Source organism: Streptomyces sp. NPDC005402 (assembly GCF_040606575.1).
In the GTDB taxonomy this organism is placed as follows: domain Bacteria; phylum Actinomycetota; class Actinomycetes; order Streptomycetales; family Streptomycetaceae; genus Streptomyces.
The window spans coordinates 113,759-138,876 of record NZ_JBEXFB010000001.1; the positions used below are offsets into that span (position 1 = coordinate 113,759).

Annotated in this window: 26 protein-coding genes and 1 pseudogene; 15 read left to right on the forward strand and 12 right to left on the reverse strand. The window is 71.9% G+C overall.

What is annotated here, in order from left to right; genetic code table 11:
* Position 1: 1 nt before the first annotated feature.
* Together sfnG and ABZT02_RS00570 are read right to left on the reverse strand one after the other, a co-directional pair.
* Positions 2 to 1,111 carry a dimethylsulfone monooxygenase SfnG gene (gene sfnG / locus ABZT02_RS00565; protein ID WP_356012739.1) on the reverse strand — a complete coding sequence of 370 codons (1,110 nt, stop codon included), beginning with the start codon at positions 1,109 to 1,111 and terminating at the stop codon, positions 2 to 4.
* A 123-nt stretch (positions 1,112 to 1,234) separates the two neighbouring features.
* Complete coding sequence (locus ABZT02_RS00570; RefSeq protein WP_350760414.1) at positions 1,235 to 1,318, reverse strand: putative leader peptide; 84 nt, start codon at positions 1,316 to 1,318, stop codon at positions 1,235 to 1,237.
* A gap of 138 nt (positions 1,319 to 1,456) precedes the next feature.
* Between ABZT02_RS00570 and ABZT02_RS00575 the strand changes: the two genes are divergently transcribed.
* The 3 genes from ABZT02_RS00575 to ABZT02_RS00585 all read left to right on the forward strand — a co-directional run bounded on the left by ABZT02_RS00575 (position 1,457) and on the right by ABZT02_RS00585 (position 5,734).
* Positions 1,457 to 2,377 carry a LysR family transcriptional regulator gene (locus ABZT02_RS00575; RefSeq protein ID WP_356012741.1) on the forward strand — a complete coding sequence of 307 codons (921 nt, stop codon included), beginning with the start codon at positions 1,457 to 1,459 and terminating at the stop codon, positions 2,375 to 2,377.
* A gap of 420 nt (positions 2,378 to 2,797) precedes the next feature.
* A complete protein-coding gene (locus tag ABZT02_RS00580) occupies positions 2,798 to 4,324 on the forward strand; it encodes an SDR family oxidoreductase (protein ID WP_356012743.1) in 1,527 nt (508 codons plus the stop codon).
* Positions 4,325 to 4,360: 36 nt separating this feature from the next.
* A complete protein-coding gene (locus ABZT02_RS00585) occupies positions 4,361 to 5,734 on the forward strand; it encodes a deoxyribodipyrimidine photo-lyase (protein ID WP_356012745.1) in 1,374 nt (457 codons plus the stop codon).
* On the opposite strand, the gene ABZT02_RS00590 is transcribed toward ABZT02_RS00585, so the two are convergent.
* Positions 5,709 to 6,731, reverse strand: a complete 1,023-nt coding sequence (locus ABZT02_RS00590; RefSeq protein ID WP_356012746.1) for a MerR family transcriptional regulator — start codon at positions 6,729 to 6,731, stop codon at positions 5,709 to 5,711. The genes ABZT02_RS00585 and ABZT02_RS00590 overlap by 26 nt on opposite strands.
* A 180-nt stretch (positions 6,732 to 6,911) precedes the next feature.
* On the opposite strand from ABZT02_RS00590, the gene ABZT02_RS00595 reads away from it, so the two are divergent.
* Complete coding sequence (locus ABZT02_RS00595) at positions 6,912 to 7,352, forward strand: SPW repeat protein (RefSeq protein ID WP_007379839.1); 441 nt, start codon at positions 6,912 to 6,914, stop codon at positions 7,350 to 7,352.
* An 85-nt stretch (positions 7,353 to 7,437) separates the two neighbouring features.
* On the opposite strand, the gene ABZT02_RS00600 is transcribed toward ABZT02_RS00595, so the two are convergent.
* Positions 7,438 to 8,163, reverse strand: a complete 726-nt coding sequence (locus tag ABZT02_RS00600) for a phosphotransferase (protein WP_356012748.1) — start codon at positions 8,161 to 8,163, stop codon at positions 7,438 to 7,440.
* 30 nt (positions 8,164 to 8,193) lie between these two features.
* Here ABZT02_RS00600 and ABZT02_RS00605 point away from each other — a divergent pair, with 30 nt between their 5' ends.
* The gene (locus ABZT02_RS00605) at positions 8,194 to 8,745 is read left to right on the forward strand and encodes a GNAT family N-acetyltransferase (RefSeq protein ID WP_356012749.1); all 552 of its coding nucleotides are present in this window, start codon (positions 8,194 to 8,196) and stop codon (positions 8,743 to 8,745) included.
* A gap of 43 nt (positions 8,746 to 8,788) precedes the next feature.
* The gene (locus ABZT02_RS00610; RefSeq protein WP_356012750.1) at positions 8,789 to 9,334 is read left to right on the forward strand and encodes a hypothetical protein; all 546 of its coding nucleotides are present in this window, start codon (positions 8,789 to 8,791) and stop codon (positions 9,332 to 9,334) included.
* On the opposite strand, the gene ABZT02_RS00615 is transcribed toward ABZT02_RS00610, so the two are convergent.
* Positions 9,327 to 10,766 (reverse strand): hydrolase, encoded by a 1,440-nt coding sequence (locus tag ABZT02_RS00615; RefSeq protein ID WP_356012752.1) that lies wholly within the window; start codon positions 10,764 to 10,766, stop codon positions 9,327 to 9,329. The two genes, ABZT02_RS00610 and ABZT02_RS00615, sit on opposite strands and share 8 nt — an antisense overlap.
* A gap of 230 nt (positions 10,767 to 10,996) precedes the next feature.
* Between ABZT02_RS00615 and ABZT02_RS00620 the strand changes: the two genes are divergently transcribed.
* Both ABZT02_RS00620 and ABZT02_RS00625 read left to right on the forward strand, forming a co-directional pair.
* Positions 10,997 to 11,260 (forward strand): GlsB/YeaQ/YmgE family stress response membrane protein, encoded by a 264-nt coding sequence (locus tag ABZT02_RS00620; protein ID WP_356012753.1) that lies wholly within the window; start codon positions 10,997 to 10,999, stop codon positions 11,258 to 11,260.
* 173 nt (positions 11,261 to 11,433) lie between these two features.
* Entirely contained in the window at positions 11,434 to 12,315 is an 882-nt protein-coding gene (locus tag ABZT02_RS00625; protein ID WP_356012755.1) for a GNAT family N-acetyltransferase, read from the forward strand.
* Here ABZT02_RS00625 and ABZT02_RS00630 read toward each other — a convergent pair whose 3' ends face one another.
* From ABZT02_RS00630 to ABZT02_RS00640, 3 genes are all read right to left on the reverse strand, one after another.
* Positions 12,316 to 13,233 carry an NAD(P)-dependent oxidoreductase gene (locus ABZT02_RS00630; protein WP_356012757.1) on the reverse strand — a complete coding sequence of 306 codons (918 nt, stop codon included), beginning with the start codon at positions 13,231 to 13,233 and terminating at the stop codon, positions 12,316 to 12,318.
* Positions 13,234 to 13,302: 69 nt separating this feature from the next.
* Positions 13,303 to 14,079, reverse strand: coding sequence for a GNAT family N-acetyltransferase (locus ABZT02_RS00635; protein ID WP_356012759.1), 777 nt, complete (start codon positions 14,077 to 14,079; stop codon positions 13,303 to 13,305).
* A gap of 41 nt (positions 14,080 to 14,120) precedes the next feature.
* The gene (locus tag ABZT02_RS00640) at positions 14,121 to 14,498 is read right to left on the reverse strand and encodes a MerR family transcriptional regulator (protein WP_356012760.1); all 378 of its coding nucleotides are present in this window, start codon (positions 14,496 to 14,498) and stop codon (positions 14,121 to 14,123) included.
* A gap of 58 nt (positions 14,499 to 14,556) precedes the next feature.
* Between ABZT02_RS00640 and ABZT02_RS00645 the strand changes: the two genes are divergently transcribed.
* Both ABZT02_RS00645 and ABZT02_RS00650 read left to right on the forward strand, forming a co-directional pair.
* Complete coding sequence (locus tag ABZT02_RS00645) at positions 14,557 to 15,756, forward strand: MFS transporter (RefSeq protein ID WP_356012762.1); 1,200 nt, start codon at positions 14,557 to 14,559, stop codon at positions 15,754 to 15,756.
* 32 nt (positions 15,757 to 15,788) lie between these two features.
* Positions 15,789 to 16,268 (forward strand): nucleoside deaminase, encoded by a 480-nt coding sequence (locus ABZT02_RS00650; RefSeq protein ID WP_356012764.1) that lies wholly within the window; start codon positions 15,789 to 15,791, stop codon positions 16,266 to 16,268.
* A gap of 602 nt (positions 16,269 to 16,870) precedes the next feature.
* Here the strand turns inward: ABZT02_RS00650 and ABZT02_RS00655 are convergent.
* Complete coding sequence (locus tag ABZT02_RS00655; RefSeq protein ID WP_356012766.1) at positions 16,871 to 17,569, reverse strand: chaplin; 699 nt, start codon at positions 17,567 to 17,569, stop codon at positions 16,871 to 16,873.
* A 258-nt stretch (positions 17,570 to 17,827) separates the two neighbouring features.
* Between ABZT02_RS00655 and ABZT02_RS00660 the strand changes: the two genes are divergently transcribed.
* Both ABZT02_RS00660 and ABZT02_RS00665 read left to right on the forward strand, forming a co-directional pair.
* Positions 17,828 to 19,414, forward strand: coding sequence for an alpha/beta hydrolase (locus ABZT02_RS00660; RefSeq protein ID WP_356012768.1), 1,587 nt, complete (start codon positions 17,828 to 17,830; stop codon positions 19,412 to 19,414).
* A gap of 25 nt (positions 19,415 to 19,439) precedes the next feature.
* On the forward strand, positions 19,440 to 19,988 hold the full coding sequence (locus ABZT02_RS00665) for a GNAT family N-acetyltransferase (RefSeq protein WP_356012770.1): 549 nt from the start codon (positions 19,440 to 19,442) through the stop codon (positions 19,986 to 19,988).
* On the opposite strand, the gene ABZT02_RS00670 is transcribed toward ABZT02_RS00665, so the two are convergent.
* A complete protein-coding gene (locus ABZT02_RS00670) occupies positions 19,985 to 20,413 on the reverse strand; it encodes a MarR family transcriptional regulator (protein WP_356012772.1) in 429 nt (142 codons plus the stop codon). The two genes, ABZT02_RS00665 and ABZT02_RS00670, sit on opposite strands and share 4 nt — an antisense overlap.
* A gap of 66 nt (positions 20,414 to 20,479) precedes the next feature.
* Between ABZT02_RS00670 and ABZT02_RS00675 the strand changes: the two genes are divergently transcribed.
* Positions 20,480 to 20,908 (forward strand): PaaI family thioesterase, encoded by a 429-nt coding sequence (locus ABZT02_RS00675; protein WP_356012774.1) that lies wholly within the window; start codon positions 20,480 to 20,482, stop codon positions 20,906 to 20,908.
* Between the two features lie 64 nt (positions 20,909 to 20,972).
* Here ABZT02_RS00675 and ABZT02_RS00680 read toward each other — a convergent pair.
* A pseudogene (locus tag ABZT02_RS00680) lies at positions 20,973 to 21,674 on the reverse strand (amino acid permease); the annotation flags it as partial.
* A gap of 89 nt (positions 21,675 to 21,763) precedes the next feature.
* Between ABZT02_RS00680 and ABZT02_RS00685 the strand changes: the two are divergent.
* The gene (locus ABZT02_RS00685; protein ID WP_356012776.1) at positions 21,764 to 22,861 is read left to right on the forward strand and encodes a chemotaxis protein; all 1,098 of its coding nucleotides are present in this window, start codon (positions 21,764 to 21,766) and stop codon (positions 22,859 to 22,861) included.
* A 34-nt stretch (positions 22,862 to 22,895) separates the two neighbouring features.
* On the opposite strand, the gene ABZT02_RS00690 is transcribed toward ABZT02_RS00685, so the two are convergent.
* The gene (locus ABZT02_RS00690) at positions 22,896 to 23,309 is read right to left on the reverse strand and encodes an SsgA family sporulation/cell division regulator (protein ID WP_356012778.1); all 414 of its coding nucleotides are present in this window, start codon (positions 23,307 to 23,309) and stop codon (positions 22,896 to 22,898) included.
* A 377-nt stretch (positions 23,310 to 23,686) separates the two neighbouring features.
* Between ABZT02_RS00690 and ABZT02_RS00695 the strand changes: the two genes are divergently transcribed.
* The gene (locus ABZT02_RS00695) at positions 23,687 to 25,117 is read left to right on the forward strand and encodes a SpoIIE family protein phosphatase (RefSeq protein ID WP_356012780.1); all 1,431 of its coding nucleotides are present in this window, start codon (positions 23,687 to 23,689) and stop codon (positions 25,115 to 25,117) included.
* The last annotated feature ends 1 nt before the right edge of the window (position 25,118 follow it).

The window sequence follows — 25,118 nt, forward strand, 5'->3', positions numbered from 1 at the left end:
CTCAGACCTGGGCGGGGACGATCTCGGGCAACTGGGCCTCCAGCTCACGCACGAGCGGCAGTACTCGCCTGCCGAAGTACTCGACCTCCTCGTGGTAGTGCAGGAAGCCGAGCAGCAGCAGGTCGACGCCGAGCTTCTTGTAGGCGACGATCCGCTCCGCGATCTGCTCCGGGGTGCCGATGAGGCCGGTGCGGAAGCCGTCGTTGTACTGCACGAGGTCCTCGAAGGAGGAGTCCTGCCACATGCCCTTCCTGTCGCCGGTGGACTGTCCGGCCTGCTTCACGGCGGCGCCGAAGCCCTCGACGGCCTCGCTGTCGGCCTTGGCGACGATCTCCCGGAGGGTCTCGCGGGCCTCGGCCTCGGTGTCCCGGGCGATGAGGAAGCCGTTGAGGCCGAACTTCGGTGCGCTGCGCCCGACTTCGGCGGCGGACTTGCGGACGTCGGTGAGCTGCTCGACCACCCCGTCGAAGTCCTTTCCGTTGGAGAAGTACCAGTCGGAGACGCGGCCGGCCATCTGGCGTGCGGCGGTGGAGTTGCCGCCCTGGAAGATCTCCGGGTGCGGCCGCTCGACGGTGTTGAGCGGCTTGGGCTTGAGGGAGAAGTCGCGCAACCGGTAGAAGTCACCGCCGAGTTCGGCGTGGTCCTCCGTCCAGATCTTGCGCAGGGCGGTGATGAACTCCTCGGAGCGGCGGTAGCGCTCGTCGTGCTCCAGCCAGGGCTCGCCCAGAGCGGTGAACTCGCCCTTGAACCAGCCCGACACGACGTTCACGGCGAAGCGGCCCTTGGAGAGATGGTCGGCGGTGGCGCCGAGCTTGGCGAGGACGCCGGGGTGCCACAGGCCGGGGTGGACGGCGGCGATGACCTTCAGGCGCTGGGTGGCGAGCAGCAGGGCGAGGCTGAAGCTGGTCGACTCGTGCTGGTACTCGGCGCCGTAGCTGGCCATGTAGCGGACCTGGCTGAGGGCGTACTCGAAGCCGTTGTTCTCGGCGAGGACGGCTAGTTCGCGGTTGTAGTCGTAGCCCCAGTCGGTGCGCTGCTCGATCCTGCTGGTGACGAGTCCTCCGCTGACGTTGGGAACCCAGTAGGCAAATTTCACGGGCGCGGCAGGCATGCGTGACTCCTGTTGCAAAATGTTTTCGGGCACGCCGAATTCAAGGGGTGCGCGGGCGCATGGAATTCAGGCGTGGAAACTCTCGAAAAAGAGGGAGAGCGCGGCGGATCGCAGTGAGGTTGATCAGGCCGCGGCGCAACAGGAGGCGCTGGAGACGCGCGCGAGGTCGACATGGCGTCGCCGCGTGAGGTCCAGTCGCATCTTCATGCCGTCGATCGTGACAGCCGCCGACGAGAGGCGTCAAGGAGAACCCGACCGGTCTCGTATCGCGGACCATTGAATTTCACGAACGCGTGACAGGGAAACCCTTGAACCGGGCGTGAAATGGCCCGCATTCTTCGGGGCATGCGGACGGAACAGCTGGAATACATCGCCGCGGTGACCCGGCTCGGCTCACTGCGCCGGGCGGCGGAGGAACTGCGCCTGTCACAGCCCGCGTTGAGCGAGACCGTGCGGAACCTGGAGCGGGAGCTCGGGGTCGACCTGCTGGAGCGCAAGCGGTCCGGGGCGACGATGAGCGCGGAGGGCCGGGAGCTGCTGCCGCACATCGTCGGCGTACTGGAGGCGGTGGACCGGTTGCGGTCGGCGGCGGGGGAGCAGCACCGCGTCAGCCGCATGGTTCGCGTCGGCACGGTGAACGCGGCGACCGTGCCGCTGCTCATCCCGGCGGTCGAGGACTTCCGGGCCGCGCATCCGGTCACCCAGGTCGAGGTGGTCGGCGCGCAGCAGACGGAGATCCGACGGGCCCTCGCCGAGGGCGGGTTCGACCTCGGTCTGGTCAACCACCTCGACGGCGACGACACTCCGGCGGGCTTCGAGTCGACCCGGCTGCTGCACGGACGGCCGGTGGTGTGCCTGCGCCCCGACAACCCACTGGCCGCGCGGACGTGTGTGTCGGTGGACGATCTGCTCTCCCAGCCGTTGATCGCGATGCGTACCGGCTATGTCATGCACCGCTTCGTCCACCGGCTCCTCGACGGCCGCGACGCGTCCTTCGCCTACTCCACCGACGGTGCCGAGATGGGCAAGCTCATGGTGGCCGAGGGGCTGGGGGTGACCGTGCTGCCCGATTTCAGCGTGGTCGGGGATCCGCTGGAACGGCAGGGCACGATCACCCACCGGCCGATCGGGGGCGACACCACCCGGGTGCTGCTGATGCTTCAGCGCCGCAGGGCCGAGTCCGTACCGCGGGCGGCACGGGACCTGCACGAGGGGTTCGTGCGCCGGGCCCGGCAGTTGGGCGGGACACTGACCGGCTCTCCCTGAGGACTCGGGTCAGTCCTCGTCCCGCCCCGGGACCACCACGAGGAACGCGTCGGACTGGAGATCCATCACGACGGTCGCAGGTTCACCCTGCGCACGCCTCTGCGCTGCGTACTCCTCTGCCGGCCACGATCCGCGAGGAGCTCCCGCCGGAAACCGCTCCAACACCTTCGCGCCCATAGCGGCGAACACCTCCAGCGTCGATCTACGACTCGAACCGTCTTGTCTCGTACCAGTGCGGCTTCCCGCGATGTGCCCGACCATGTCCGCCGTCTCGCCCGTGCCGGACGGCCGGCCCCGGCGAGCGCCTTGTCCCCGGCCGCCCCGTCGCCCCCGCCGACCGGTTCACGACGTACCGCATCCGAAGGGGGCCATGGCACGGAAGTGACCAGCAGGGGGACCGAGCCGAAGGACCGAGGGCCGATGGAGCACGACGACACGCGAGTGGGCCTGCGCTGTCTGGTGACGGGCGCCACCGGGTACATCGGCGGCCGGCTCGTCCCGGAACTCCTCTCCGCGGGTCACCGGGTGCGCTGTCTCGCCCGCTCCCCCGACCGGCTGCGCGACCATCCCTGGGCCGACCGTGCCGAGGTGGTGGCCGGTGACGTGACCGACGCCGCTTCCGTCGCCCGGGCCCTGGACGGGGTGGACGTGGCGTACTACCTGGTGCACGCGATGAGCTCCGGCAAGGGCTTCGAGGAGACCGACCGCACGGCCGCGCGGATCTTCGCCGAGCAGGCCCGGATCGCAGGCGTACGGCGGATCGTGCACCTCAGCGGACTCACCCCGGCGGGCGTGCCCGAGGACGAGCTCTCCCCGCACCTGCGTTCCCGCGCGGAGGTGGCCCGCATCCTGCTCGACTCCGGGGTGCCGGCCACGGTGCTGCGGGCGGCCGTCGTCATCGGCTCGGGGTCCGCCTCCTTCGAGATGCTGCGCTACCTGACCGAACGCCTTCCCGTGATGGTCACCCCGAGCTGGGTGCACACCCGCGTCCAGCCCGTGGCGGTCCGCGACGTCCTCCGGGCCCTGGTCGGCAGCGCCCAGATGCCGCCGGACGTCAACCGGTCCTACGACCTCGGCGGGCCGGAGGTCCTCACCTACCGGCAGATGATGCTCAGGTACGCGGCGGTCGCCGGGCTGCCGCGCCGGGTCATCCTCCCGGTGCCGGTGCTCACCCCCGGGCTCTCCAGCCACTGGGTGGGCCTGGTGACGCCGGTGCCCGCTTCCATCGCCCGGCCGCTCACCGAGTCCCTACGGCACGAGGTGGTCTGCCACGAGAACGACATCGCCCGCCATCTCCCCGGCCCGCCCGCCGCTCCGACCGGCTTCGACGACGCCGTACGGCTGGCTCTGCGAAGGGTGCGGGAAGCGCGGGTCACCACCCGGTGGTCGTCGGCGTCGGTGCCGGGCGCCCCGAGCGATCCGCTGCCCACCGACCCCGGCTGGGCCGGCGGAAGTCTCTACGGCGACCACCGGGAGCTCCGGGTCGACGCCTCGCCGGAGGCGCTGTGGCGGGTCGTCGAGGGCATCGGCGGTGAGAACGGCTGGTACTCCTTCCCGCTCGCATGGGCGGTACGAGGATGGCTGGACCGGCTGGCGGGCGGGGTGGGGCTGCGCCGGGGGCGCCGGGACGCCGCCCGGCTGCGGGTCGGTGACTCGCTGGACTTCTGGCGGGTCGAGGCGATCGAGCCCGGCCGGCTGCTGCGGCTGCGGGCGGAGATGCGGCTGCCGGGCCTGGCCTGGCTGGAGATGGCGGTGGCGACCGACGAGGACGGCCGCACCCGCTACCGGCAGCGCGCCCTGTTCCATCCGCACGGTCTGCTCGGCCAGGCCTACTGGTGGAGCGTCTCGCCCTTCCACGCGATCGTCTTCGGCGGCATGGCCCGCAACATCGCCCGGACCGCGGCGAGTTCGGCGGCCCGCGACCCGGAGCACACCCCTGTCCACTGACCTCCCGGCTCCTCTCTGCACCCCGGAGTACGCACCATGAGCATCTCGGTCGTCCTGTTCACCTGCGATCTGCGCCTGCACGACCACCCGCCGCTCACGGCCGCCCTCGACGGCACCGAGCAGGTCGTCCCGCTGTTCGTGCGGGACCGGGCGGTGGACGCCGCCGGATTCGCCGCTCCCAACCGGCTGGCGTTCCTCGCCGACTGTCTGCGCGACCTCGATGCCGGGCTGCGCGAGCGGGGCGGCCGGCTGGTCGTGCGCTCCGGCGACCTCGTGGACGAGGTGCGCAAGGTCGCCGCCGAGGCGGACGCCGACGAGGTGCACATGGCGTCCGACGTCAGTGCGTACGCCCGCCGGCGGGAGGAGCGGCTGCGCCGGGTCCTGGAGGCGGAGGGCGTACGGCTGCACGTCCACGACACGGTGACCACGGCCGTCGCCCCCGGCGGAGTGGTCCCGGCCGTCTCCGATCACTTCGCCGTCTTCACGCCCTACTTCCGGCGCTGGTCCCAGGAGCGGCTGCGGGACCCGCTCACGGCTCCGCGGACGGTGCGGGTCCCGGAGGGAGTCGGATCCGAGCCGCTGCCGTCCCGTGCCGACCTGTCCGGGCTCTCGGAAGGACTCGCCGCGGGCGGTGAGACGGAAGGCCGCAAGCGGCTCACCACCTGGCTGCGGACCGGTCTGGCCGGGTACGAGGACGGCCACGACGACCTGGCCGGCGACGCGACCTCGCGGCTCTCCCCGCATCTTCACTTCGGCACCCTCTCCGCCCCGGAACTCGTCCACCTGGCGCGCCGCGCGGCCGGCCCGGGCGCCGAGGCCTTCGTACGGCAGCTCGCCTGGCGCGACTTCCACCGGCAGGTGCTCGCGGCCCGCCCCGCCGCGGCCGCCGCCGACTACCGCACCCAGCACGACCGTTGGCGCTCCGAGCGGACCGCCGCCGACGACATCGGGGCATGGAAGGAGGGCCGCACCGGCTACCCGGTCGTCGACGCGGCGATGCGCCAGTTGCGGCACGAAGGGTGGATGCACAACCGTGGCCGTCTGCTGGCCGCGAGCTTCCTCACCAAGACGCTGTACGTGGACTGGCGGATCGGTGCCCGGTACTTCCTGGACCTGCTGGTCGACGGGGACCTCGCCAACAACCAGCTCAACTGGCAGTGGATCGCGGGCACGGGCACCGACACCCGGCCCAACCGGGTCCTCAACCCGGTCATTCAGGCCAAGCGGTACGACCCCGACGGCACGTACGTCCGCCGCTGGGTGCCCGAACTGGCCGCGCTGGAGGGGCCCGTGGTGCACGAGCCGTGGAAGTTGCAGGGTCTGGACCGCGCCGCGCTGGACTATCCGGATCCGATCGTGGAGCTGTCCGAGGGGCTCGCCCGCTTCAGGCGGGCCCGTGGCCGCGACTGAGATCGGGCGGGGGCCCGTCCGCGTACAGAGCGGCCAGGCTTTCCAGGGCGCCCTGGAGGGTCGTCGGCCGCAGCATTCCCCGGCCGGCGCGGCCGAGCCAGCCGGGCCCGCCGAGCATCACGAGGGGGCTCCCGCGGGCGCCCTTCACACCCCACTGGGCTCCGGCGATGTGCCGGGCCAGCGGCAGGCTCGCCGTGGAGCGGGACTGCGCCCACAGGACGACGGCCGCCGGACCGAGCCGGTCCACCGCTGCGGTCAGCGCCTCCACGGGGACGGCCGCCCCGAACATCCTGGTGGGCAGGCGCAGTTCACCCAGGCCGGCCTTGAGCGCCTCCAGCGCCAGCGTGTGCTGCTCACCGGGGACGCAGGCCAGCACGACCGGCCCGGGGCCGAGCGCGCCGCCTCGCCGGACCGGCGGGCCGGCGCAGCGGCGCAGCGCGGTGGACATGTGCCAGGACAGCAGGTGCTCGACCTCGACGTAACGGTCCTCGGACGAGGCCCACTTGCGGCCCACCGCGTGCAGCGTGGGCACCATCACCTCCTGCCAGGCGACGGCGAGGCCGTGGGTCTCGACCGCCGCGGTCAACTGCTCCTCCACGGCGGGCGCGTCGAGGCGTACGGCGGCGCGGGCGAGGCCACGGCACTCCTGGCGCACATCGCCCAGGGGGAGCGGGCCGGCCGCCCGGGACCGTGCGCGGGGTGCGGATGCCGGTGTCGTCATCGGGATCGCGCCGCTGCCCGGCCCCGGTGCGGCCGACTCCTTGGCCGCGCGGGCCGCCTCGGCGGGCGGCGCCCCCGCGGAGGTGAGCCGGCACATCGCCTCCAGCACGGCGACGTCCCGCGGGGTCCAGCGGCGGTGCCTGCCGTCGGTGCGGACAGCGGGGCCGATGCCGTAACGGCGGTCCCAGGAGCGCAGCGTGGTGGGCGACACCCCGAGGCGCCGGGCCAGGGCACCCGTGGTGAGACTCGTTTCCTCGCCGTCCGTCGTGCCACTCATGGATCGACTGTACGACGCAGAACCGATGCGAGTCGCTGACCCTGTTCCCGAGCCAGCGCTGCGTCCCGGGCCGCCGCCGCCTCTACACATAAAGGAAAAGTAAGAGCAGAATGGACACATGCGGCGCTTACCGCACACCGCACCGGACGCGGTCAGGCCAGTAGTCGAAGGAGACGAGTCATGGCCAACGTCTCGCACACCAGAGGTGACATCACCAGCCACCCGGACGCTCCGGAAATGCGGGAACGCTACGCCCGCATGCTCGGCGGCCGCGATGTGGCGCTCGTGGACGGACCGGTGTTCCTGCTCGGTCTGTACTGCGCCGTGTCCCCCTGGATACTCCACTACACGACGAGCCAGCCCGCCCTCGTGACCCACAACCTCATCGTGGGCATAGCGATCGGTCTGCTGGCCCTCGGATTCACCCAGACCCCTGAGCGCATGTACGGCCTCAGCTGGGCCTTCTGCGCGGTCGGCATCTGGATGATCATCGCTCCCTGGGTCGTCGGCGACAGCCCCGACGCCGGTGTGGCGCTGAACAACATCATCATCGGCGCCCTCGCGGTGATCCTGGGGCTGATGTGCACCGTCACGGCGGCGAAGAGCGCCCCCAGGCCGTAGCGGACCCCCCCGGCACAGGAGACGGCGGGGCCGGTCCACCGGGCGTGGACCGGCCCTGACGCGTTCCACGCGCGGGGAACGCCGGTCACCCCAGGAAGGCCCCGAGTTCGCGCCGGTGGTCCGCCACCCACTTCCGCGCGGCCCGCACCTCGTCCACGGCCCCCTGCTCGCGCAGCCCGACCATGGCCCGCTCCCCCCGCAGCGCGCCCGCCTCGATCCCCCGCCGGCACCGGTCCTGCCACCACAGCACCGCGTCCAGCAGCCCGTCCCGCTCGTCGAGGCCGTAGGCGTCGCAGATCAGCCGGATGCGGCGGGCGGTCTGGCGTACGTCCGCGACGCCCGGCCCCAGGTCGAGGTACTGCCAGCACACATGGGCGATGTCGTGCGTCCGCGCGCCCGGAGCGGCCAGGTCCCAGTCGATGAACGCGGTGGGCCGCCACGCGGTGTACACGGTGTTCTTCGGCGCGAGGTCGTTGTGGCACACGACGTCCTGGTCTGCGGCGAGAGCCGTTCCGTGGGTCAGGTCGTGGAAGACCCGGACGAGTCGGGCGACCTCCGCGAGGGCCTCGTCGGTGCGGGCCGCGGCGCGCTCGCCCGGGGTCACGGCGGCCCGCCCCGCGACATGACCGAAGATCTCCCGGCCGAGTTCGTCGACACCGAGGAACCGCGGCGCGCCCCGCCAGCCCGCGCTCTCGAACAGGGCGAGCAACTCCCGCACGAAGGCCGACCGTTCGGACCGCGGGCGCCGCACGGTCTCTCCGATCCGGACGACCTCGTTGACCGCGCCGCCGCCGAGCACCGACTCCTCCATCAGACCGCCTCCCCGGGGCAGGATCGGTCCATGGACACGAACCGAACCTTCACCCTCGTCCCACCGGTGCGTCTCGAAGGCTACGGCGTCCGGCTGCGCGAGTGGGCGGACGCCGACCTCGCCGACCTGGTCGCGCTCTACGACGATCCCGAGATGGCCCGGTGGACCCCGGTGGCCTCGCCGTTCGACCTGGACGCGGCACGTGCCTATCTCGCCGATGCGCGGGAGGGGCAGGCCGAGGGGCGCAAGGTCCAGTTGGCCATCACCACCGACGGAGTCCTTCCCCGGGGTGAAGTGCTGCTGTTCCGCAGCACTTCGGACGAACGGGACCTGGAACTCGCCTACGGTGTCGGCCCCGCCCACCGGGGGCAGGGGCTGGCCGGACGGGCGGTGCGACTGGCCGCCGAGTACGGCGTCCGGGAGATCAGGCCGCGCCGGGTGGTGCTGCGCATCGACGCCGCCAACGCGGCGAGCGAGGCGGTGGCCCGGTCCTGTGCGTTCGAGCTCACGGACGAACCGCCGGTCAGGAGGGTGTCGCGGGGCCGGGAGGCCGTCCTGCGCACCTGGCGGCTGCGCACCTGAAACCCCCTCGCCCGGCGGGAACCCTGCGTGTCACTCTCGCGGTATGGATCATGCGGAGGTACTGCTCGTCGGGGGACGCGCCGGAGTCGGCAAGACGACCGTGGGCTGGGAGGTCTCGGCGCGGCTGCGGGCCGCCCGGGTCGCCCATGCCGTGATCGACGGGGACTTCATGGGCCAGGTGCATCCGGCGCCCGAGGGCGATCGCCACCGGGCCGCCATCGGCGAGCGCAACCTGAGCGCCGTGTGGGGGAACTACGCCGAGCTCGGCTGCCGGCGCCTCGTCTACGGGAACACCGTGAGCGTGCTGGAGGAGTCGGCGGGCATGTTCCGGCGGGCGATGGGGGACGACGTCCGGATCGTGCGGGTCCTGCTCACCGCGTCCGACGAGACGGCCGAACGGCGGCTGACCGGGCGGGAGCTCGGCTCCGAGCTGGAGCAGGAGCTGCGCAGCAGCGCCCGTAAGGCGCGGATGCTGGACGAGCGTGCGCCCGCCGGCACGCTGCGCGTGGTGACCGACGGGCGCACGGTGATCGACATCGCGGCCGAGGTGACGGCCGCGACCGGGTGGCTCCCGGCGCGGATCAGCTGACGTTCAGTGCCGTGTCGTCGATGACGAACGACGTCTGGAGCGTGGAGCCCTCCGTGCCGGTGAACTTGAGGGTGACGGTCTGGCCGGCGTAGCCCGCCAGGTTGAAGCTGCGCTGTGTGTAGCCGGAGCCGGCGTTGAGGTTCGAGTACGTGGCCAAGGTGCCCAGTACCGTGCCCGAGCTGTTGAGGACCTGCACCTTGAGGGTGTCGTAGGCGGTGCTGGTGGTGGTCTCGGCGGTGTCGACGTGCAGGTAGAAGCTGAGCGTGGCCGTGGTGCACGCCGACGGCACGGTCACCGACTGGGACAGGGTGTCGGTGCGCGCGGAGCCGTAACCGTCGAGCCAGGCGTAGTAGGAGCCGGTGCGGGCGGACTCGCTGCTGGAGTTGGTGATCACTCCGCTGGTCGCGGTCCAGGTCGAACTGCCGGACTCGAAGCCGTTGTTGCCGAGGAGCTGGGCGGACGTGCAGGTGGAGCCCCCGCCCCCGCCACCGCCGCTGCCGCCCCCGCCGGCCAGCCACTCAGTGGCGTTGAGGGCGAGGGCCGCGTTGGTGGCGCCGGAGTCGTTCCAGCCGTCGTAGAGGGTGTTGCCGGACTGGCCGGTGCCGTCGTCGATGGGTGAGCTGTCGCCCCAGAAGGCGACCCGGCCGCTGCCGAAGGTGCTGGTGGCGAAGAAGGCGCCGGTGTTTCCGGAGTAACCGGTGCGGTAGAGCAGGCCCTTGACGTTCGCGTTGTCGGCGGGCTTGAGGGTGGCCGTGGTGCCGCTCGCGATGAGGCTCTTGGTGACGGTTCCGAAGGAGCCGTGCAGGACGGGGTTGGTGCTGTCGCTGATCGCGCTCGGGTAGTCGGAGCTGATGCTCAGCGAGTCGATGGAGAAGCCGAACGGGTCGGTGGAGTCGACACTGTTGTTGGTCATCAGGTCGTTGAGGATCTCGACCGCGTCCTCGCCGTCGTTGTTGCGGTCGGCACCGGTGTGGTCGGAGATCATGAAGAGGCCGCCGCCGTTCTTCACGAACGTCATGATCGCCGTCTTCTCGGCGGTCGTGAAGAGCGTGTTGGGCTCGGGCAGGACCAGGGTGTCGAAGTTCGACAGGTCGGTGGCGGAGGAGCCGCCGTAAGTGAGGGCGCTCGTCGCCGTCTTGAGGCTGTAGCCGCCGGTCTTCTGGAGGGCCACACCCCAGGAGGAGAGGGCGCCGGTCCAGTCGGTCTCGGCGGCGGGCGAGGAGTCCTGGCCCAGGGGGTCGGGCTGGCTGGTGGAGACGATCCAGTCCGCGTTGCCGGCCGTCTCGGCGTGGGAGTTGTCGAAGAGGATCCGGTGCGGGGTGGCGGCGGCTGCGGGAGTGGCGGCGGCCTGCACGACGACGCCTGCGGCGACGAGGCCGACGCCGGCGAGGAGCGCGCCGAGTCTGTGGCGGGGAAGAGTGAGTCCGAGCATCCGGCATACCTCCGTGAGGAGTTGGGGAAGGGTGATGCGGGGCCGGGAACTACGCGCATAGATACGCGATCAATTTGAACCGTACATGACACCCTGAGGACTGAACAGAACGTTCCGGTTCTCCCGGCGAGGATTGACCCGGTGTTGACCCACGGTTGGGACACAGCGTGACTGTCACCGCCCCGAGCGGGCATCCGGAGTGCATCGAGCTCATCTGAGAAGGGGCGGACATGGAAGTCTCCGGCATCATCAGTGCCATCGTGATCGGCATCGTCATCGGTGTCCTGGGCCGGCTCGTGGTTCCGGGCCGTCAGCGCATCGGGATCCTGTGGACCATCCTGGTCGGCATCGTGGCCGCGCTGATCGGCTCGGCGCTCGCCGGGGCCTTCGGCGTGGCCGACACCAAGGGCATCGACTGGGTCGAGTGGCTCATCCAGATCGCCCTCGCCGCGCTCGGAGTGGCGGCGCTGGACCGTTCGAAGGCGCGCCGCTGACGGTCGTACGGGACGAAGCAGCACCCCAGCATCTGCGAGAGTGCGGCGCGCCGGAGGCTCCGGCGCGCCGCCGCGCGCAGGTCCCGTGGGCGCAAATCCCGTTGCGAACGCCGGGGCTCGGCGGCAGGCTTCACACGCCCGCCGCCCCGCCCTCCCCCGTGACGGAGACTCGCTTGTCCTTCGACATCACCCCGCTCGCCGATCCCCGGCCCGCTCCCTCCAGCCGCCGCCTGGCCTGGCTGGCCTCCGGGGACGACGGTGTCCCGCTCGGTTCCGCCTTCCTGCGGCTGTTCACGAAGGAGGGGCAGGAGCATCTCGCCGAACTGCAGCTCGCGGTGCACGGCGCCGAGCGGCGGCGGGGCGTCGGCACCCGTCTTCTGGAGGCCGCCGTGGACGCGGCGAGGACGGAGCGGCGACGGTCGGTGATCGCGCAGGCCGTACAGGGCACCCCCGCCGATCTGTTCCTGGCCGCACGGGGCTTCCGGCAGGTCCTGGCGCTCACGTACGCCCAGCTCCCGCTGGCCGACGTCGACCGTGCCGCGATCGAGGAACTCCTCGAACCTCCCCACCCCGGCTACCGGTTGACCGAGTGGGAGGGCACCGTTCCGGACGCGCTGGCGCGGTCGTTCGCCGACTCGCGGCGGGCGATGGACGACATGCCGATGGAGGGCACGGACTTCGGCAGGGTCGTCTGGGACGTGGAGCGTGTGGTCGCGGTCGCGGAGGCCGTCGCGCGACGCGGGGAGCTGCTGCACACCGTCGCCGCCGTCGACACGTCGGACGGCAGCGTGGTCGGGTTCTCCGAACTGGTCGTGCCCGGCGACGGATCGGGCGACGGCCTGCACTACGGCACCGCCGTGCTCCCCGAACACCGTGGGCGCGGGCTCGCCCGCTGGATGAAGGCCGCGGCAGTCCGCCACGCCCTCGAACGGCACCCGGGACTGGCCGGTCTCCGCACCGACACCGCGGCGAGCAACAAGCCGATGCTCGCCGTCAACGACTCCCTCGGCTACCTGCCGACCCACAAGGCCGTGGAGTACCAGCTCGACCTGTGATCACCGGGCCGTCGCGGCCCGTAGTGCGGCCAGACCGTCGCGGGCGGACGGGTACGCGGGTGCCCAGCCCAGTTCCCGCTCGGCCTTCTGCGCCGACACCCGCATGCTCGACGAGAACATCGTGTGCGCGTACGCCATCGGCCTGGTCAGCCACCGGGGCACGGACATCGGCTTCGGCAGTCCGAACTCCTCGGCCACGCACAGCAGATGGGTACGGAACCCCATCGGTGTGCGGTCCGCGATGTTGTACGCCTGCCCGGGGCGCCCGTGTTCCACCGCGGCGGCCACCGCGCGGGCCGCGTCGGTGAGTTCGACCCAGGGCAGGACCCGGCCGTGGTCGGCGGGCGCGGGCAACTGCCGCTTGCGCAGCAGGGGCAGGAGGGCGTCGGTGCCGCCGGGACCGTAGAAAAGGCCGAAGCGGAACGCGATTCCCTCCAACCCGACTGCGCCAAAGGTGAGTTGTTCCTTGGTGCGCATCCCGGCGAGGTGCCGCTCCAGCTCCGGGTCGGTGCCGCGCGGCCCGAACACGTCGTCCTCGGTGAGGGGTTGGTCGCCGAAGTCGCCGTAGCCGTATCCGAAGACCATCGACTCGGTGACGAAGCGGTGTGCCCCGGTGGCCCGGGCCGCCTCGATCAGGTGGGCGGTGCCCTCGGTGCGCAGGGCGTCGGTGGCGTACATGTCGCGGTGGCGCACGGGCGGCTTGCGCAGGGCGGTCGCCGCGTGGACGACCGTGTCGAAGTGCTGTCCGTCCACGGCACGCAGCAGAGCGTCGCGGTCCATGAGGTCGGCGCGGACGCCGTTGCCCTCGCTCCGGCCGAGTCCGGTGACCTTGTGGCCCGCATCGGTCAGGGCCCGGGCGATGTGGCGGCCGAGGACACCGCTCGCGCCGGCGAGAAGGATGTTCTGGTTCGTCGTCATGCCGGTGCGACGGATCGGGCAGGTCCGGATGTGACATCCGAACCGCTGGCTTTTCGAACCGGCCCGGTTCTACGGCTGGTACACGTGCGGCTGCGTGATCGTCAGCGGCTCGAACCCGAGGCGTTCCAGGATCGGACGGCTCGTGGCCAGCGCGTCGACCTGGAGGTAGCGATATCCGCGCTCCACGGCGGCGCGGGCGCGGTGGGCGACCAGGGCGCGGTAGATGCCGCGGCCGCGCCAGCCCTCCACGGTGCCGCCGCCCCACAGGCCGGCGAAGCGGGTGCCCGGCACGAGCTCCATACGGGCCGCGCTGACCGGTTCGTCACCGGCGAGCGCGACGACCGCGACCACGGTGTCGGGGTCGTCCCGGAGCCGGGCGAGCAGCTGATGCCGCAGCCGGGAGCTGTCGGTGCCGAAGGCCTTCTCATGCACGTCCGCCACGAGATCGACGCCCGCCCGGTCGGTGACCGGGAGGAAGCGGATCCCCTCGGGCGGCTCGACGTCCAGGGTGAGGTCGGCGACCTCGGCGATCATCAGCGTCTCCTCGGGCTCGGGCGTGAACCCGGCCGCCCTCAGCCGCTGTCCGAGGTCGAAGGGCAGATCGTGGCCGTACAGTTTCCACTCGAACTCGCGGCCGAGCCCCGTGTAGTAGGCGATCTGTTCGGCGATCGCCTTGTCCGCGCCCGCCTCGTCCAGGTCGGACCAGACCACACCGTTCCAGCCGTGCTCGGCGGCGACCTGGCGGACCACCCCGCCGACCCGCTCGACCCGGGCACCGGGACCGTCCGGCTGGGCGCCTTCGCGCATGTCCCGGTCGAAGAGGGCGAGTACCGCAACATGATCCATGTGCCCACTTCATCACCCGGACGTCTCCGCGGCAATGGCGTTTACGGCCGCCCGGACTCATCCCGCACCGCCGCCAGATAGGCGCTGAGCCGGTCGCGGTTGCGGGCCAGGCAGTCGATCCGGGCCTGGATGCGGTCGACGTGGGCCTCCAGGAGGGCGGCCGTCTCAGGCGTCAGGTGTTCGGGCGGCAGCAGGATCTCCTCCGGCCCCGACAGGTACGGCAGGATCGTGCGGATCATCTCGGTGGTGAGGCCGGAGTCCAGCAGCCCGCGGATCTGCTGGACGTCCCGGACCGCCGCCTCGCCGAAGGAGCGGTAGCCGTTGTCATGCCGCTCGGGGTGGAGCAGGTTCTGCTCCTCGTAGTAGCGCAGCAGCCTGGTGGGGACTCCGGTGCGGCGGGACAGTTCACCGATCCTCATCACGTACTCCCGGGTCGCCCTTGCCTTCACACTGATGTGAAGGTCCGAGCATGGTCACATGTCCACCACTTCCCCCGCCAGGGGCCGAGCCCTGCCCACGCCCGCCCCGCTGCCGTGGTCCGGGCTCCTCGCCCTGTCGACGGCCGCCTTCACGGCGGTGCTGACCGAGCTGCTGCCCGCGGGTCTGCTGCCCCGTATGGCCCCGGCTCTGGGCGTCTCCGAGGCCCGCATCGGCTTCCTCGTCACCGGGTACGCGGCCGCGTCCTTCGCCGCCGCCGTCCCGCTCACGGCGCTGCTGCGCGGGCTGCCGCGGCGCAAGGTGCTCGTGGGGGCGTTGTTCGGCTTCGCGGTGAGCAACGCGGTGGTGGCGCTGTCCTCGTCGTACCCCCTGACGTTCGCGGCCCGGCTGGTGGCCGGATGCGTGGGCGGGACGCTCTGGGCGATGCTCGCCGGGTACGCGGCACGGATGGTGCCGGCCGCGCGGCGCGGCCGGGCGATCGCGATCGTGCTGGCCGGGATCACCCTCGCCCTGTCCCTGGGCGTCCCGGCCGGCACGGCGCTGGCCGGGGCGGTGGGCTGGCGCACCGCGTTCGGACTTCTGTCCGGGCTCTCGGTGCTGCTGGTGGGCTGGGTGCGGTGGCGCGTGCCGGGCTTCCCCGGCGAGGCACGGCACGCGCGGGTGCCGCTCGTCCGGGTCGCCGCGCTGCCGGGCGTTCCGGCCGTCCTGTCGGTCACGCTGTTCCTGCTGGTGGGGCACCAGGTGATGTACACGTACGTCGCCCCGTTCGCGGCGCATGCCGGGTTCGGCCGTACGGGAGTGGTCCTGCTGGTGTTCGGGGCGGCGACGGTGGTGGGGGTCTGGATCACCGGGATGCTGGTGGACCGGCATCCCCGCCCGACACTTCTCGGCGCGCTGGGGCTGTGTGCGACCGTGATGCTCGTGCTGGGGCTCGCCGCCGGGGTGCCGGGCGTGCTGCTGATCTCGGTCGCCCTGTGGGGCGTCGCGTTCGGGGGCGCGCCGACGCTGATCCAGACGGCGCTGGTCGACGCCTCGGGCCCGGAGCGGGCGGACGCGGCCACGTCGTTGCAGACCACGGTGTACAACGCCGGGATCGCGGTGGGTTCGCTGACCGGGGGTGTGGCGCTGGAGGGTCTGGGCGCCGGGGCGCTGCCGTGGACCGCGCTGCCGTTGGTCGTGGTGGCCCTCGGGGTGGTCGGCGTGGGCAGGCGAAACGCGTTTCCGGCGACGCGGCGATGAGCTTAGGCTCGTGGCGAGGAGGGCCGTACGCCATGGTCGTGAAGGACACCGAATTGCCGTATCTGCGCCGCTGCGTCGAGCTGGCCGCCGAGGCGTTGGAGGCCGGGGACGAACCGTTCGGGTCCGTCCTGGTGAGCTCCGGCGGCGAGATCGTCGCCGAGGACCACAACCGCGTGGCCTCCGGTGACCGCACCCGGCACCCCGAGTTCGAACTGGCCCGCTGGGCGGCGGCGCACCTGACGCCCGAGGAACGGGCCGCGGCCACCGTGTACACCTCCGGCGAGCACTGTCCGATGTGCGCGGCCGCGCACGCCTGGGTGGGCCTGGGACGCATCGTGTACGTCGCCTCGTCCGAGCAACTGGCCGAGTGGCTCACCCAGTTGGGCGTCCCGGCGCCACCGGTGCGCACCCTGCCGGTCAACGAGGTCGCCCCCGATGTGGCCGTGGAGGGCCCGGTGCCCGAGCTCACCGAGCGTGTACGGCAGTTGCACCACCGGTTCCACCGGCGCTGACGCCCGAACTCCCGGGATGCAGCACCTCAACCCCGGTGCCTACGATCTCCAGTGGCTAGTGAGGGGAGGTGCTTGCCCGTGCAGTCGGCACGTCGGCCGATGGCCGCCCATGTCTTCCTGGTCGCCGTCGCCACCCTCCTCCACATGACGTCGCACGCACATTGGTGTGGGCCCTGAGCGGCCTCGTCGGCATCCGGCTGCACCGGCAAGCAGGCACCGCACGAACGCGCCCCCAGGCGTCACCGAAGATCCGGGCGAGCGGGCACAGGACCGGCTTGATCCCGGCCACCGTCGAAGCGCCGAGGTGAGCGCGCGCCCGACCGGCACGGCCCCGACCTGCGCCAGAGGGCCGGGGCGAGCGGGCACCGGACGTACGCGACCCCAGTCACCCTCGAAGGGCCGAGGCAAGCAGGCGGCACCCACCGTCGCCGTAGGGCCGGGCGAGCGGCGCACCCCGCAGGCACGGCCGCTCCCACGGCGCGCCCGGCGCCGCGGCCGGCACGGAGGCGGCCCAGCGGCCAACCCGTCGCCGCCGTACTGCCGAGGCGTACGACGGAGGCCGGCCCCCTGGGCGTACGGCGGGGCCTCTGGTCCGTTCTCCGTCAGCGGACCCTTCGCGGGCGATAGCGGCGGTAGACGGCGGCGCCGCCGAGGATCAGCGCGGCGCTGCCCATCGCGGCGGGCAGGGTCCGGTCCGTGCCGGTGTGGGCGAGGGCGGCGCCGGACTCCGGCGAGGTGGGGGCGGTCGGCGGCGGGCCGGGGTCGCTCCTCGACGGTGTGCCGGGCGTGCGGGTCGTCGGCGGGGCCGCGGGGTCGGGAAGGTCGTCCCCGGGCGCGTTCACGGACTCGTTGCCGACGGCCGCGTTGCCGACGCCGACCACGTTCACGGAGTTCCCGCTGACGTTGACCGGCAGGTGGACCGGGAGGCGCACCCCGTTGCCGGAGAGCACACCCGGCGAGTCCTTCCCGTCGCCCTCGGCCCGCGCCCCGTCGGCCGCCGTATCGCCACCGCGACCGGATTCCGACCCGGACCCCGCCCCGGACAGGCCGTCGCCGCCGGAGGCCTCCTCGACGCAGGTGTTGCCCGCGGCGGGGTTGAGGAGCCCCACCACATCGACGGTGTTGCCGCACACGTTCACCGGAACGTGCACCGGGAGCTGGACGGTGTTGCCGGAGATCAGCCCGGGCGAGCCTGCCGCGACACCGTCCGCCGTACCGCCGGCGTACGCCGGCATCGTCACGGCCATCGCCCCGGACGCGGCGGCGACGGCGATCACACCGTTTCGGGTGACCCGTCTCATAGGTTCCCTGCTTTCCAGACCATGGACGCGGGCACTCACCCGCACCGCGTTAAACGCAGGCGGACCATCGGAGTTATGGCTCATCGGCCTTTCACCCCATCGAGCGACATGGTTGTCGAACTTGCGGCAAAACCGACTCACGGGCATCGAGCGGGCACAGGGTAGGGCACATTCCGTGGTCCCGCTCGTCGGGAGGCGTCCCGCCCCGGGGCCGCTTATCGTGATCGAGGGCGCCGATGGGCGTCCTTGGAGGCATGGATGCTCGCCAAGGTGACGAGGCGGCGATGCGCTCTGTCCGGAGCCGTGGGACTGGCCCTGCTCGGTGCCGCCCTGCCGGCCGTGGCCGCGGACGGCTCGGGACCGGACCTGTCGCGCTTCTACCGCCAGAAGATCAAGTGGTCGACGTGCGTGGGCATGGAGACACCGCACGACCTGCAGTGCGGAAAGGTCACCGTTCCCCTCGACTACGCGAAGCCCCGCGCGGGCACCCTCGACCTGGCACTGGCCCGTTACCGGTCCACGGCCAAGCACAAGCGGGGTTCGGTGGTGCTGAACTTCGGCGGCCCGGGCGGCCCGGGCGTGCCCGCCCTCGCGGCCGGCGGCGACGACTTCATGGGCCTCACGGACGCGTACGACGTGGTGTCCTTCGATCCGCGCGGCGTCGGCAGGTCCTCGCCGGTCAGCTGCGGCGCCGGTACCGACGAGGCACTGGCCGCCACCGATGACGAGACGGCCGTCGCCCAGGATCCGCGGGCCGTGCTCGGGAGGTTGCGGGAGGCGGCCGGGCAGTGCGCCGAGCACTCCGGTCCCGTGCTCCGGCACATCGGCACGGTGAACGTCTCCCGGGACCTGGACATCATGCGCCAGGCCCTCGGCGACAAGAAGCTCAACTATCTCGGCTTCTCCTACGGGAGCCGGCTCGGGGCGGTCTACGCGGCCCAGTTCCCGAAGAAGGTGGGCCGGTTGGTGCTGGACGGTGTGGACACCCTCACCGAACCGCTGTCCGAGCAGGGCGTGGCCGGCGCGGCCGGGCAGCAGACGGCACTGGAGGACTTCGTCGACTGGTGTGTGAAGGACATCGCCTGCCCGTTCGGCACCGACGCGCGCGGTGCCCGGGAGCAGGTCGTGCGACTCGTGGCGTCGCTGGACGAGGACCCCGTGCCGACGGGGTTCGGCCCCGACTTCACCGGCCAGGATCTCGTGGGCGCCATCAGCCAGGCCCTCTACAGCGAGGATCTGTGGCCCTCGCTGGAGCGGGCGCTCGCCCAGCTGGTGGAGGACGGCGACACGGCGGGGGTCCTCGGCTTCGCGGCCGGCGGCTCCGGTTTCCTCACCCGCGCACGCCCTCCCTCCGACGACCCGACGAACGCCCCCCTCTCCGACGTGGAGGACGTGCCGCTCGACAATCTTCCGGCGGCGCTGATGGCGGTCAACTGCGCGGACGATCCCGACCGCCCCGGCGCCGACCGGATCACCGAGGACCTGCCCCGGCTGCGCGCCGCCTATGAACAGGCGTCCCCGGTCTTCGGCCGTTACCGGCTCACCGAGTACCTCATGTGCTACGGCCGCCCCAAGGGCACCGACTTCATCCGCGAGAAGGTGAGCGACGTCCGCACCCCGAAGATGCTGCTCGTCGGCACTCGCGGCGACCCCGCGACGCCGTACCGCTGGACCGTGGAGACCGCGAAGCGCCTCGGCGACTCGGCCGTCGTGCTCGACAACAAGGGCGAGGGCCATACCGGTTACGGCTCCTCCAAGTGCGTGCACCGCAAGGTCGACGACTTCCTGCTGTACGGCAACCTGCCGCCGAACGGCAGCTCGTGCGGGGCCGAGCGCGACGACTGAGACGCACTCGTTCTACGATCCCGGCATGAGTGAACGGAGCGGGACCGCCGAGGAGTTGAAGACCGCCCGGCTGTGGCTGCGGCGCCCGGTCGAAGCCGACATCGACGTGATCCTGGCCGTCCACAGCGACCCCGAGGCCTGCGCGCACAACCCGTCGGACGCCCTCACCCGGCCCGAGGAGGCGGAAGAGCTGTTCCGGCGCTGGGACAGACAGTGGGAGCAGCACGGTTACGGCTACTGGGTCGTCCGGCGCCAGGACTCCACCGAGCGAGTCGGTTTCTGCGGGGTCAAGCCCATGGAGCTGCACGGAGAGCGGGTGCTGAACCTGTTCTACCGTTTCGCCCCCGCGGCCTGGGGCCAGGGTTTCGCCGGTGAGGCCGCCACCGCGGTCACCATCTGGGCGTCCCGGTACGTGCCCGAACTCCCGCTGATCGCCCGGGTCCGGCCGGAGAACATCGCCTCCCAGCGGGTGGCCGTACGCGCCGGCCTCCACCGTGCCCGGCATCTCGACACCGAGGGATACGACGGCTTCGACTGGATCTACGTGGCGCGACCCGAGCGCTGGGCCCCCTAGGACTGCCAGTACGCGAGCCGGTGCAGTGCCGAGGCCGCCCCGCTGAAGCCGTCGTCGCCCAGCGCCTCGCGCAGTTCCGCGTTGAAGCGGTCGATCTCCGGCTGGGCGGCGCGCAGCGCGTCGGTTCCGGAGTCGGTCAACTGAAGTACGACGGCCCGGTGTTCACGCGGGTGCGCCTCCTTGGCGACGAGGCCCGCGGCCGTCAGCCGGCCGACCAGTCCGGTCACCGCCGACTCGCGCAGTCCGAGCGTGCGGGCGAGCTGCTGCTGGGTGATGCCCGGCTCGTCGTGCACGGCGAACAGCGCGCCGAGCTGGGCCGTGGTGACCCCCGCGGCGGCCAGGCAGCGCCGGTCCGCGGCGGTGCGCAGACGGTGTGCGGCCCGCTGGAGCAGGAAGTAGAGGCGTTGGTCGTCGGGCTCCGGCATGGGCCGATGTTGACAGACGGGAGGGGTTCGCGCCACTCTCACTTCACTAGTGAAGTGAGGTAGGAGATGACTCGGACCCTGGACCTGGAGCTCGCCCGGAAGGTGCTGGCGGCCCAGCCCTTCAGCACCCTGGTCGGCGCCCGCCTGACCGCCTTCGAGGAGGGCGGTGCGACACTCGAGTTCGACATCCGCGGCGACCTGCTCCAGCAGCACGGCAGCGTGCACGGCGGAGTGCTCGGCTACGCGGCGGACAACGCGCTCTCCTTCGCGGCGGGTTCGGTGGCCGGCTCCGCGGTGACCACCACCGGCTTCTCCATCGACTTCCTGCGACCGGCCCGCGGTGAACTGCTGCGCGCCCGCGCCCGGGTCGTACGGGCCGGCCGCACCCGCGTGGTGTGCCGGTGCGATCTCAGCACCGTGGACGCCGACGGCGCCGAGACCCTGTGCGCGGTGGCCCAGGGCTCGATCGCCGTACTCGCGCCGCGCACGGAGTGAGCCGTCAGAAGTCCACCAGATCCCGCACGATCGGGCAGGTCATGCAGTGCCCGCCGCCCCGGCCGCGGCGGCGCGCCTGCCGGGAGTAGACGCTGGCGCCCTCGACTCCCAGGAACACGAAGACAGTTGCCGGCATGGTGCCCTTGACCTGCTGGAACAACGTGCCCGCGTAGTCGGCGCCGGCGAAGTTGTCGGCGAAGACGGACGGCCTGAGGTAGAAGAGCGTGAGGATCACGAAGACGAGGATCGGCACGATCTTGGCGATGGTGACGATCCGGTTGATCGCCGCCGCCTCCTTCACGCCCCGGCTGATGAGCGCGAAGAACAGCCACAGGCCCGCCGAGGAGAGCACCACCGCGAGCACGGTGCCGCCCTCGCCGAGCGCCGGCGCGAGGGTGCCGATCGTCGACATGATCAGCACCCAGTACGTCACGTTGCCCACGCAGGCGCCGGCCCAGTAGCCGAAGGTCGCGAAGAAGCCCAGGTATTCGCCGAAGCCGGCCTTGGCGTACGCGTACACACCGGCGTCGAGGTCGGGGCGGCGGACGGCGAGGCTCTGGAAGACGAACGCCGGCATCAGCATGCCGGTGCCGGCGACCGCCCGGGCGATGAGCGCCCCGGCCACGCCCGTCTCCTGCGCGAACCGGCGGGGCAGGGAGAAGACACCGGCGCCGACCATGGACCCGACGACCATGGTGGTCAGCGTCGGGAGGCTCAGTTTCGCGGTGGTGGCGGGGGCCCGGGTCTCGGTGTCGCTCTTTGCCATGAGATCATCACGTTAACAATGCAATGCCTTGAATGCCCGATCGAGTTGCCCCAAATGCCTGATCGGCCGAACGGTCCTATGGTGCTGTTATGGAGCACGCACTGAGCCCTGCGACCCTCTCCGAACTGCGCCGCCCGCGCGCCTATCCGGCGGTGTCCGTGCTAACGCCGACCCACCGCCGTGAACCCGAGAACACCCAGGACCCGGTCCGGCTGCGCAACGTGGTGGCCGAGGCCAAGAAGCAGCTGGAGGCCGATCCGGCGGTCCCCCGGGAACGGCGCATCGACGTCGCCCGGCAGCTCGATCAGGCCCTCACCGAGATCGATCTGGCGCATGCCGAGGACGGACTGGTGATCTTCGCCGCGCCGGGCGAGCACCAGGTGTGGTCCCTGGCCCGTGCCGTTCCGGAGCGCGTGGTGCTCTCGGACACCTTCCTGACCCGCAACCTCGTCTCCGCGCAGGCCTCCGAGCGGCCGTTCTGGGTGCTGTCGGTCTCCGCCGACCGCGCCACGCTGTGGAACGGCGGCGTCGACCGGATCACCGAGCACCGGGCCGGCGGTTTCCCGCTGACCAGGACCCGCGAGAACTTCGACGCCGAGCGCCTGGAGCGGATCGGTGACATGCCGAGCACCTTCCGGGACGAGGACACGCGGCACTTCCTGCGGGACGTGGACACCGCGCTGGCGGGGCTCCTGCGCGAGGACCGGCGCCCGCTGTACATCACCGGCGAGACCGCGGCACTGTCCGCGCTGGCCGACGTCGGCAGTGTCACGAAGGACGCGGTGCACATCCCGCACGGCGGTCTCGCGCACGGCACCCCGGACGCGGTGTGGCAGGCGGTCGGCCCGCTGGTCGCAGCGGAGGCCCGCAAGAGCGCCGACGCGGTGACCCGCGAGCTCGAATCGGCGCGCGGGCGGCGGGCGTTCGCGGCCGGTGTCGACGAGATCTGGCAGAGCGCCCGGGAGGGCCGGGTACGCCTGCTGGCCGTGGAGGAGAACTATCGGGTGACGGTCCGCGACGACGGCGGCGACCATCTGGTCCCGGCCGAGAGCGACGACCTCGACGCCCGCGAGGACATCGTGGACGAGATCGTCGAACAGTGCCTGGAGACGGGCGCCGACGTCCGCTTCGTGCCGGACGGCACGCTGGGCGGCGCCGACGGGATCGCCGGGGTACTGCGGTACTGAGCGCGACGGCGGTCACCGAGCCGCCGTACACCGCTCAGACGCTGCCGAAGAGCGCGCTGAGCCCCCGTTCGACGGCCTCGTCGAGGGCCTCCTGTCCGGCGCCGACCACGGCGTAGGTCCCCAGCAGGAAGCCGCGCAGGGCGGGCGTGTCGAACTGGAGGAGGGCGAGGCCGTACGGCGAGTGGAACTCCACGACGGTGGTGTCCCGGCCGCACGGCCAGATGTGCACGTCGCCGCCGCCGGCCGGCCCGCGCAGCCCCTCCTCCAGCAGGGCACGGGCGAAGGTCCAGGTCACCCCCCGCCCATCCAGGGAGACTTCGGGCGGGAAGTCGACACACACCGCCAGCGGGTCGGTGGAGCCGTAGCGCAGGGTGGCGGGGACGGGCAGTTCCCGGTTCTCCGCAGTGATCAGGCGGGCGCGGGCGGGCTGCTCGAAGGTCGTGTCCATGTTCTTACGAGCTCGCAGACGCCCTTTGCATTACGTCTGAGCGAGGGTGACTTTTGTGACCTGCATCACACCTGCGTCATCAGGTCCGATACACCTGTGCCAAACTCCTTAGAACACAGGACCGTCGAACACATAAATGGACGCCGGGCGACCATCTCCCCAGCCCCTCAAGTCACGTAGGACACCTACGACTTGACACACCGAACGGCGTAGACGACACCCCCAGTACGACCACTCCGTGAAGACTGTGGCATATGCCAGAAGCACCACCGTATCGTGTGCTGCCAAATCCCTTACAGCGCGTCGCGGCCTGTGCAACAGTCGTAACGGTCCCTCCACCCCGCCTTGGTCGAACCGTCCCCGCATCGGAGTGCGTCATGCCGTCCCACCTCTCCGCGGACCGCCCCGCCGCCCAACCGCCAGGACGCGGCTCGGTCGACGCGCTCATATCGCAGGCGCGGCGGCTCAAGGGTGACGTGGACGCCGTACGACGGGACGCGCCCAGCGACGACTCGGACCCCCAGGAGCGCTGGCAGCGCGCGCTGTACGACCTCGCGCTGCACCAACTCAGCGATCTGGACGAGCACTTGGCACAACTGCGGGACGGCCCACCGCCCGTGCCGTCGGCGCCCGGGGCGGAGTCCGCCGCGCGAACCGCGCCGCCCGCTCCCCGGCGCGGCTCGTTGCTCAGCCGGGTGGGCAGCGCGGAGTGGAACCTGCTGACGGACGAGGCCAGTTGGTCCGGGGAGCTGTACGAGATCCTGGGCCGCGACCGCGCCGCTGCTCCGCTCACCCTCGACGAGCTCCCTTCCCTGGTGCTCGACGAGGACCGGCCGAAGCTGACGGTCATGGTCACGGCCTGTCTGGTCGACGCCAAGCGCATAGACGGCGAGTTCCGTGTCGTGCGCCCGGACGGCGAGGTGCGCACCGTCCACATGATGGGCGAGCCCGTGCTCGCCGCCGACGGCAGCACCGCCTCCATGTGGGCCGTGCTGCGGGACGTCAGCGAACTGCGCCGCAGTGAACGGGCGGTGAGCGAGACCCGTGACTCGTTACAACGCCACCGGCAGCGCGCGCAGAGCGAACACCGGCTCGCGGTCGAGCTGCAGGAGGCCGTGCTGCCGACGTCGCGTGGCTCCCTGCGGCTCCCGCACCAGGGCACCGAGCCCCTAGACCTGGCCGCCCGCTATCTGCCGTCGTCGTCGAGCGCCCTGATCGGCGGCGACTGGTACGACGCACTCGAACTGGCCGACGGCGAGACCCTCCTCAGCGTCGGCGACCTCACCGGCCACGGAGTCTCCGCGGCCTCCGGCATGGCGACCCTCCTCGGTGCCGTGCGCGGCATGGCGATGGCGGGCACCCAGCCGGGCCGACTGATGTCCCTGCTCAACCAGTTGCTGGACGCCACCGTGCAGCCGGCCCTCGGCAGCGCGGTCTGCTGCCGCTACCGCCCCGGGACCCGCACCCTGGTCTGGGCGCAGGCCGGACACCCCGCCCCGCTGCTGTTCCGCGGCGGGACGGGACGCCGGCTGGACTCCCCCGACGGCGTGCTCCTCGGCGCGACCTCCAAAGCCGTCTACACGCAGGCCGAGGAGACCCTCGAACCGGGCGACCTGCTCCTGCTGCACACGGACGGACTGGTGCCCGGGCGCGACAACACGGCTGCCGTGAACCGGCTCCTGGGCCTCGCTCCCCGGTTCGCCGGGGCGCGCACCGCGCAGGACTGTGTGCGGATGGTCATGGAGGAGTTCGGCGAGACCGAGCGCGAGGACGACGCCTGCGTGCTCATCGCCAAGGTGACTTCATAAC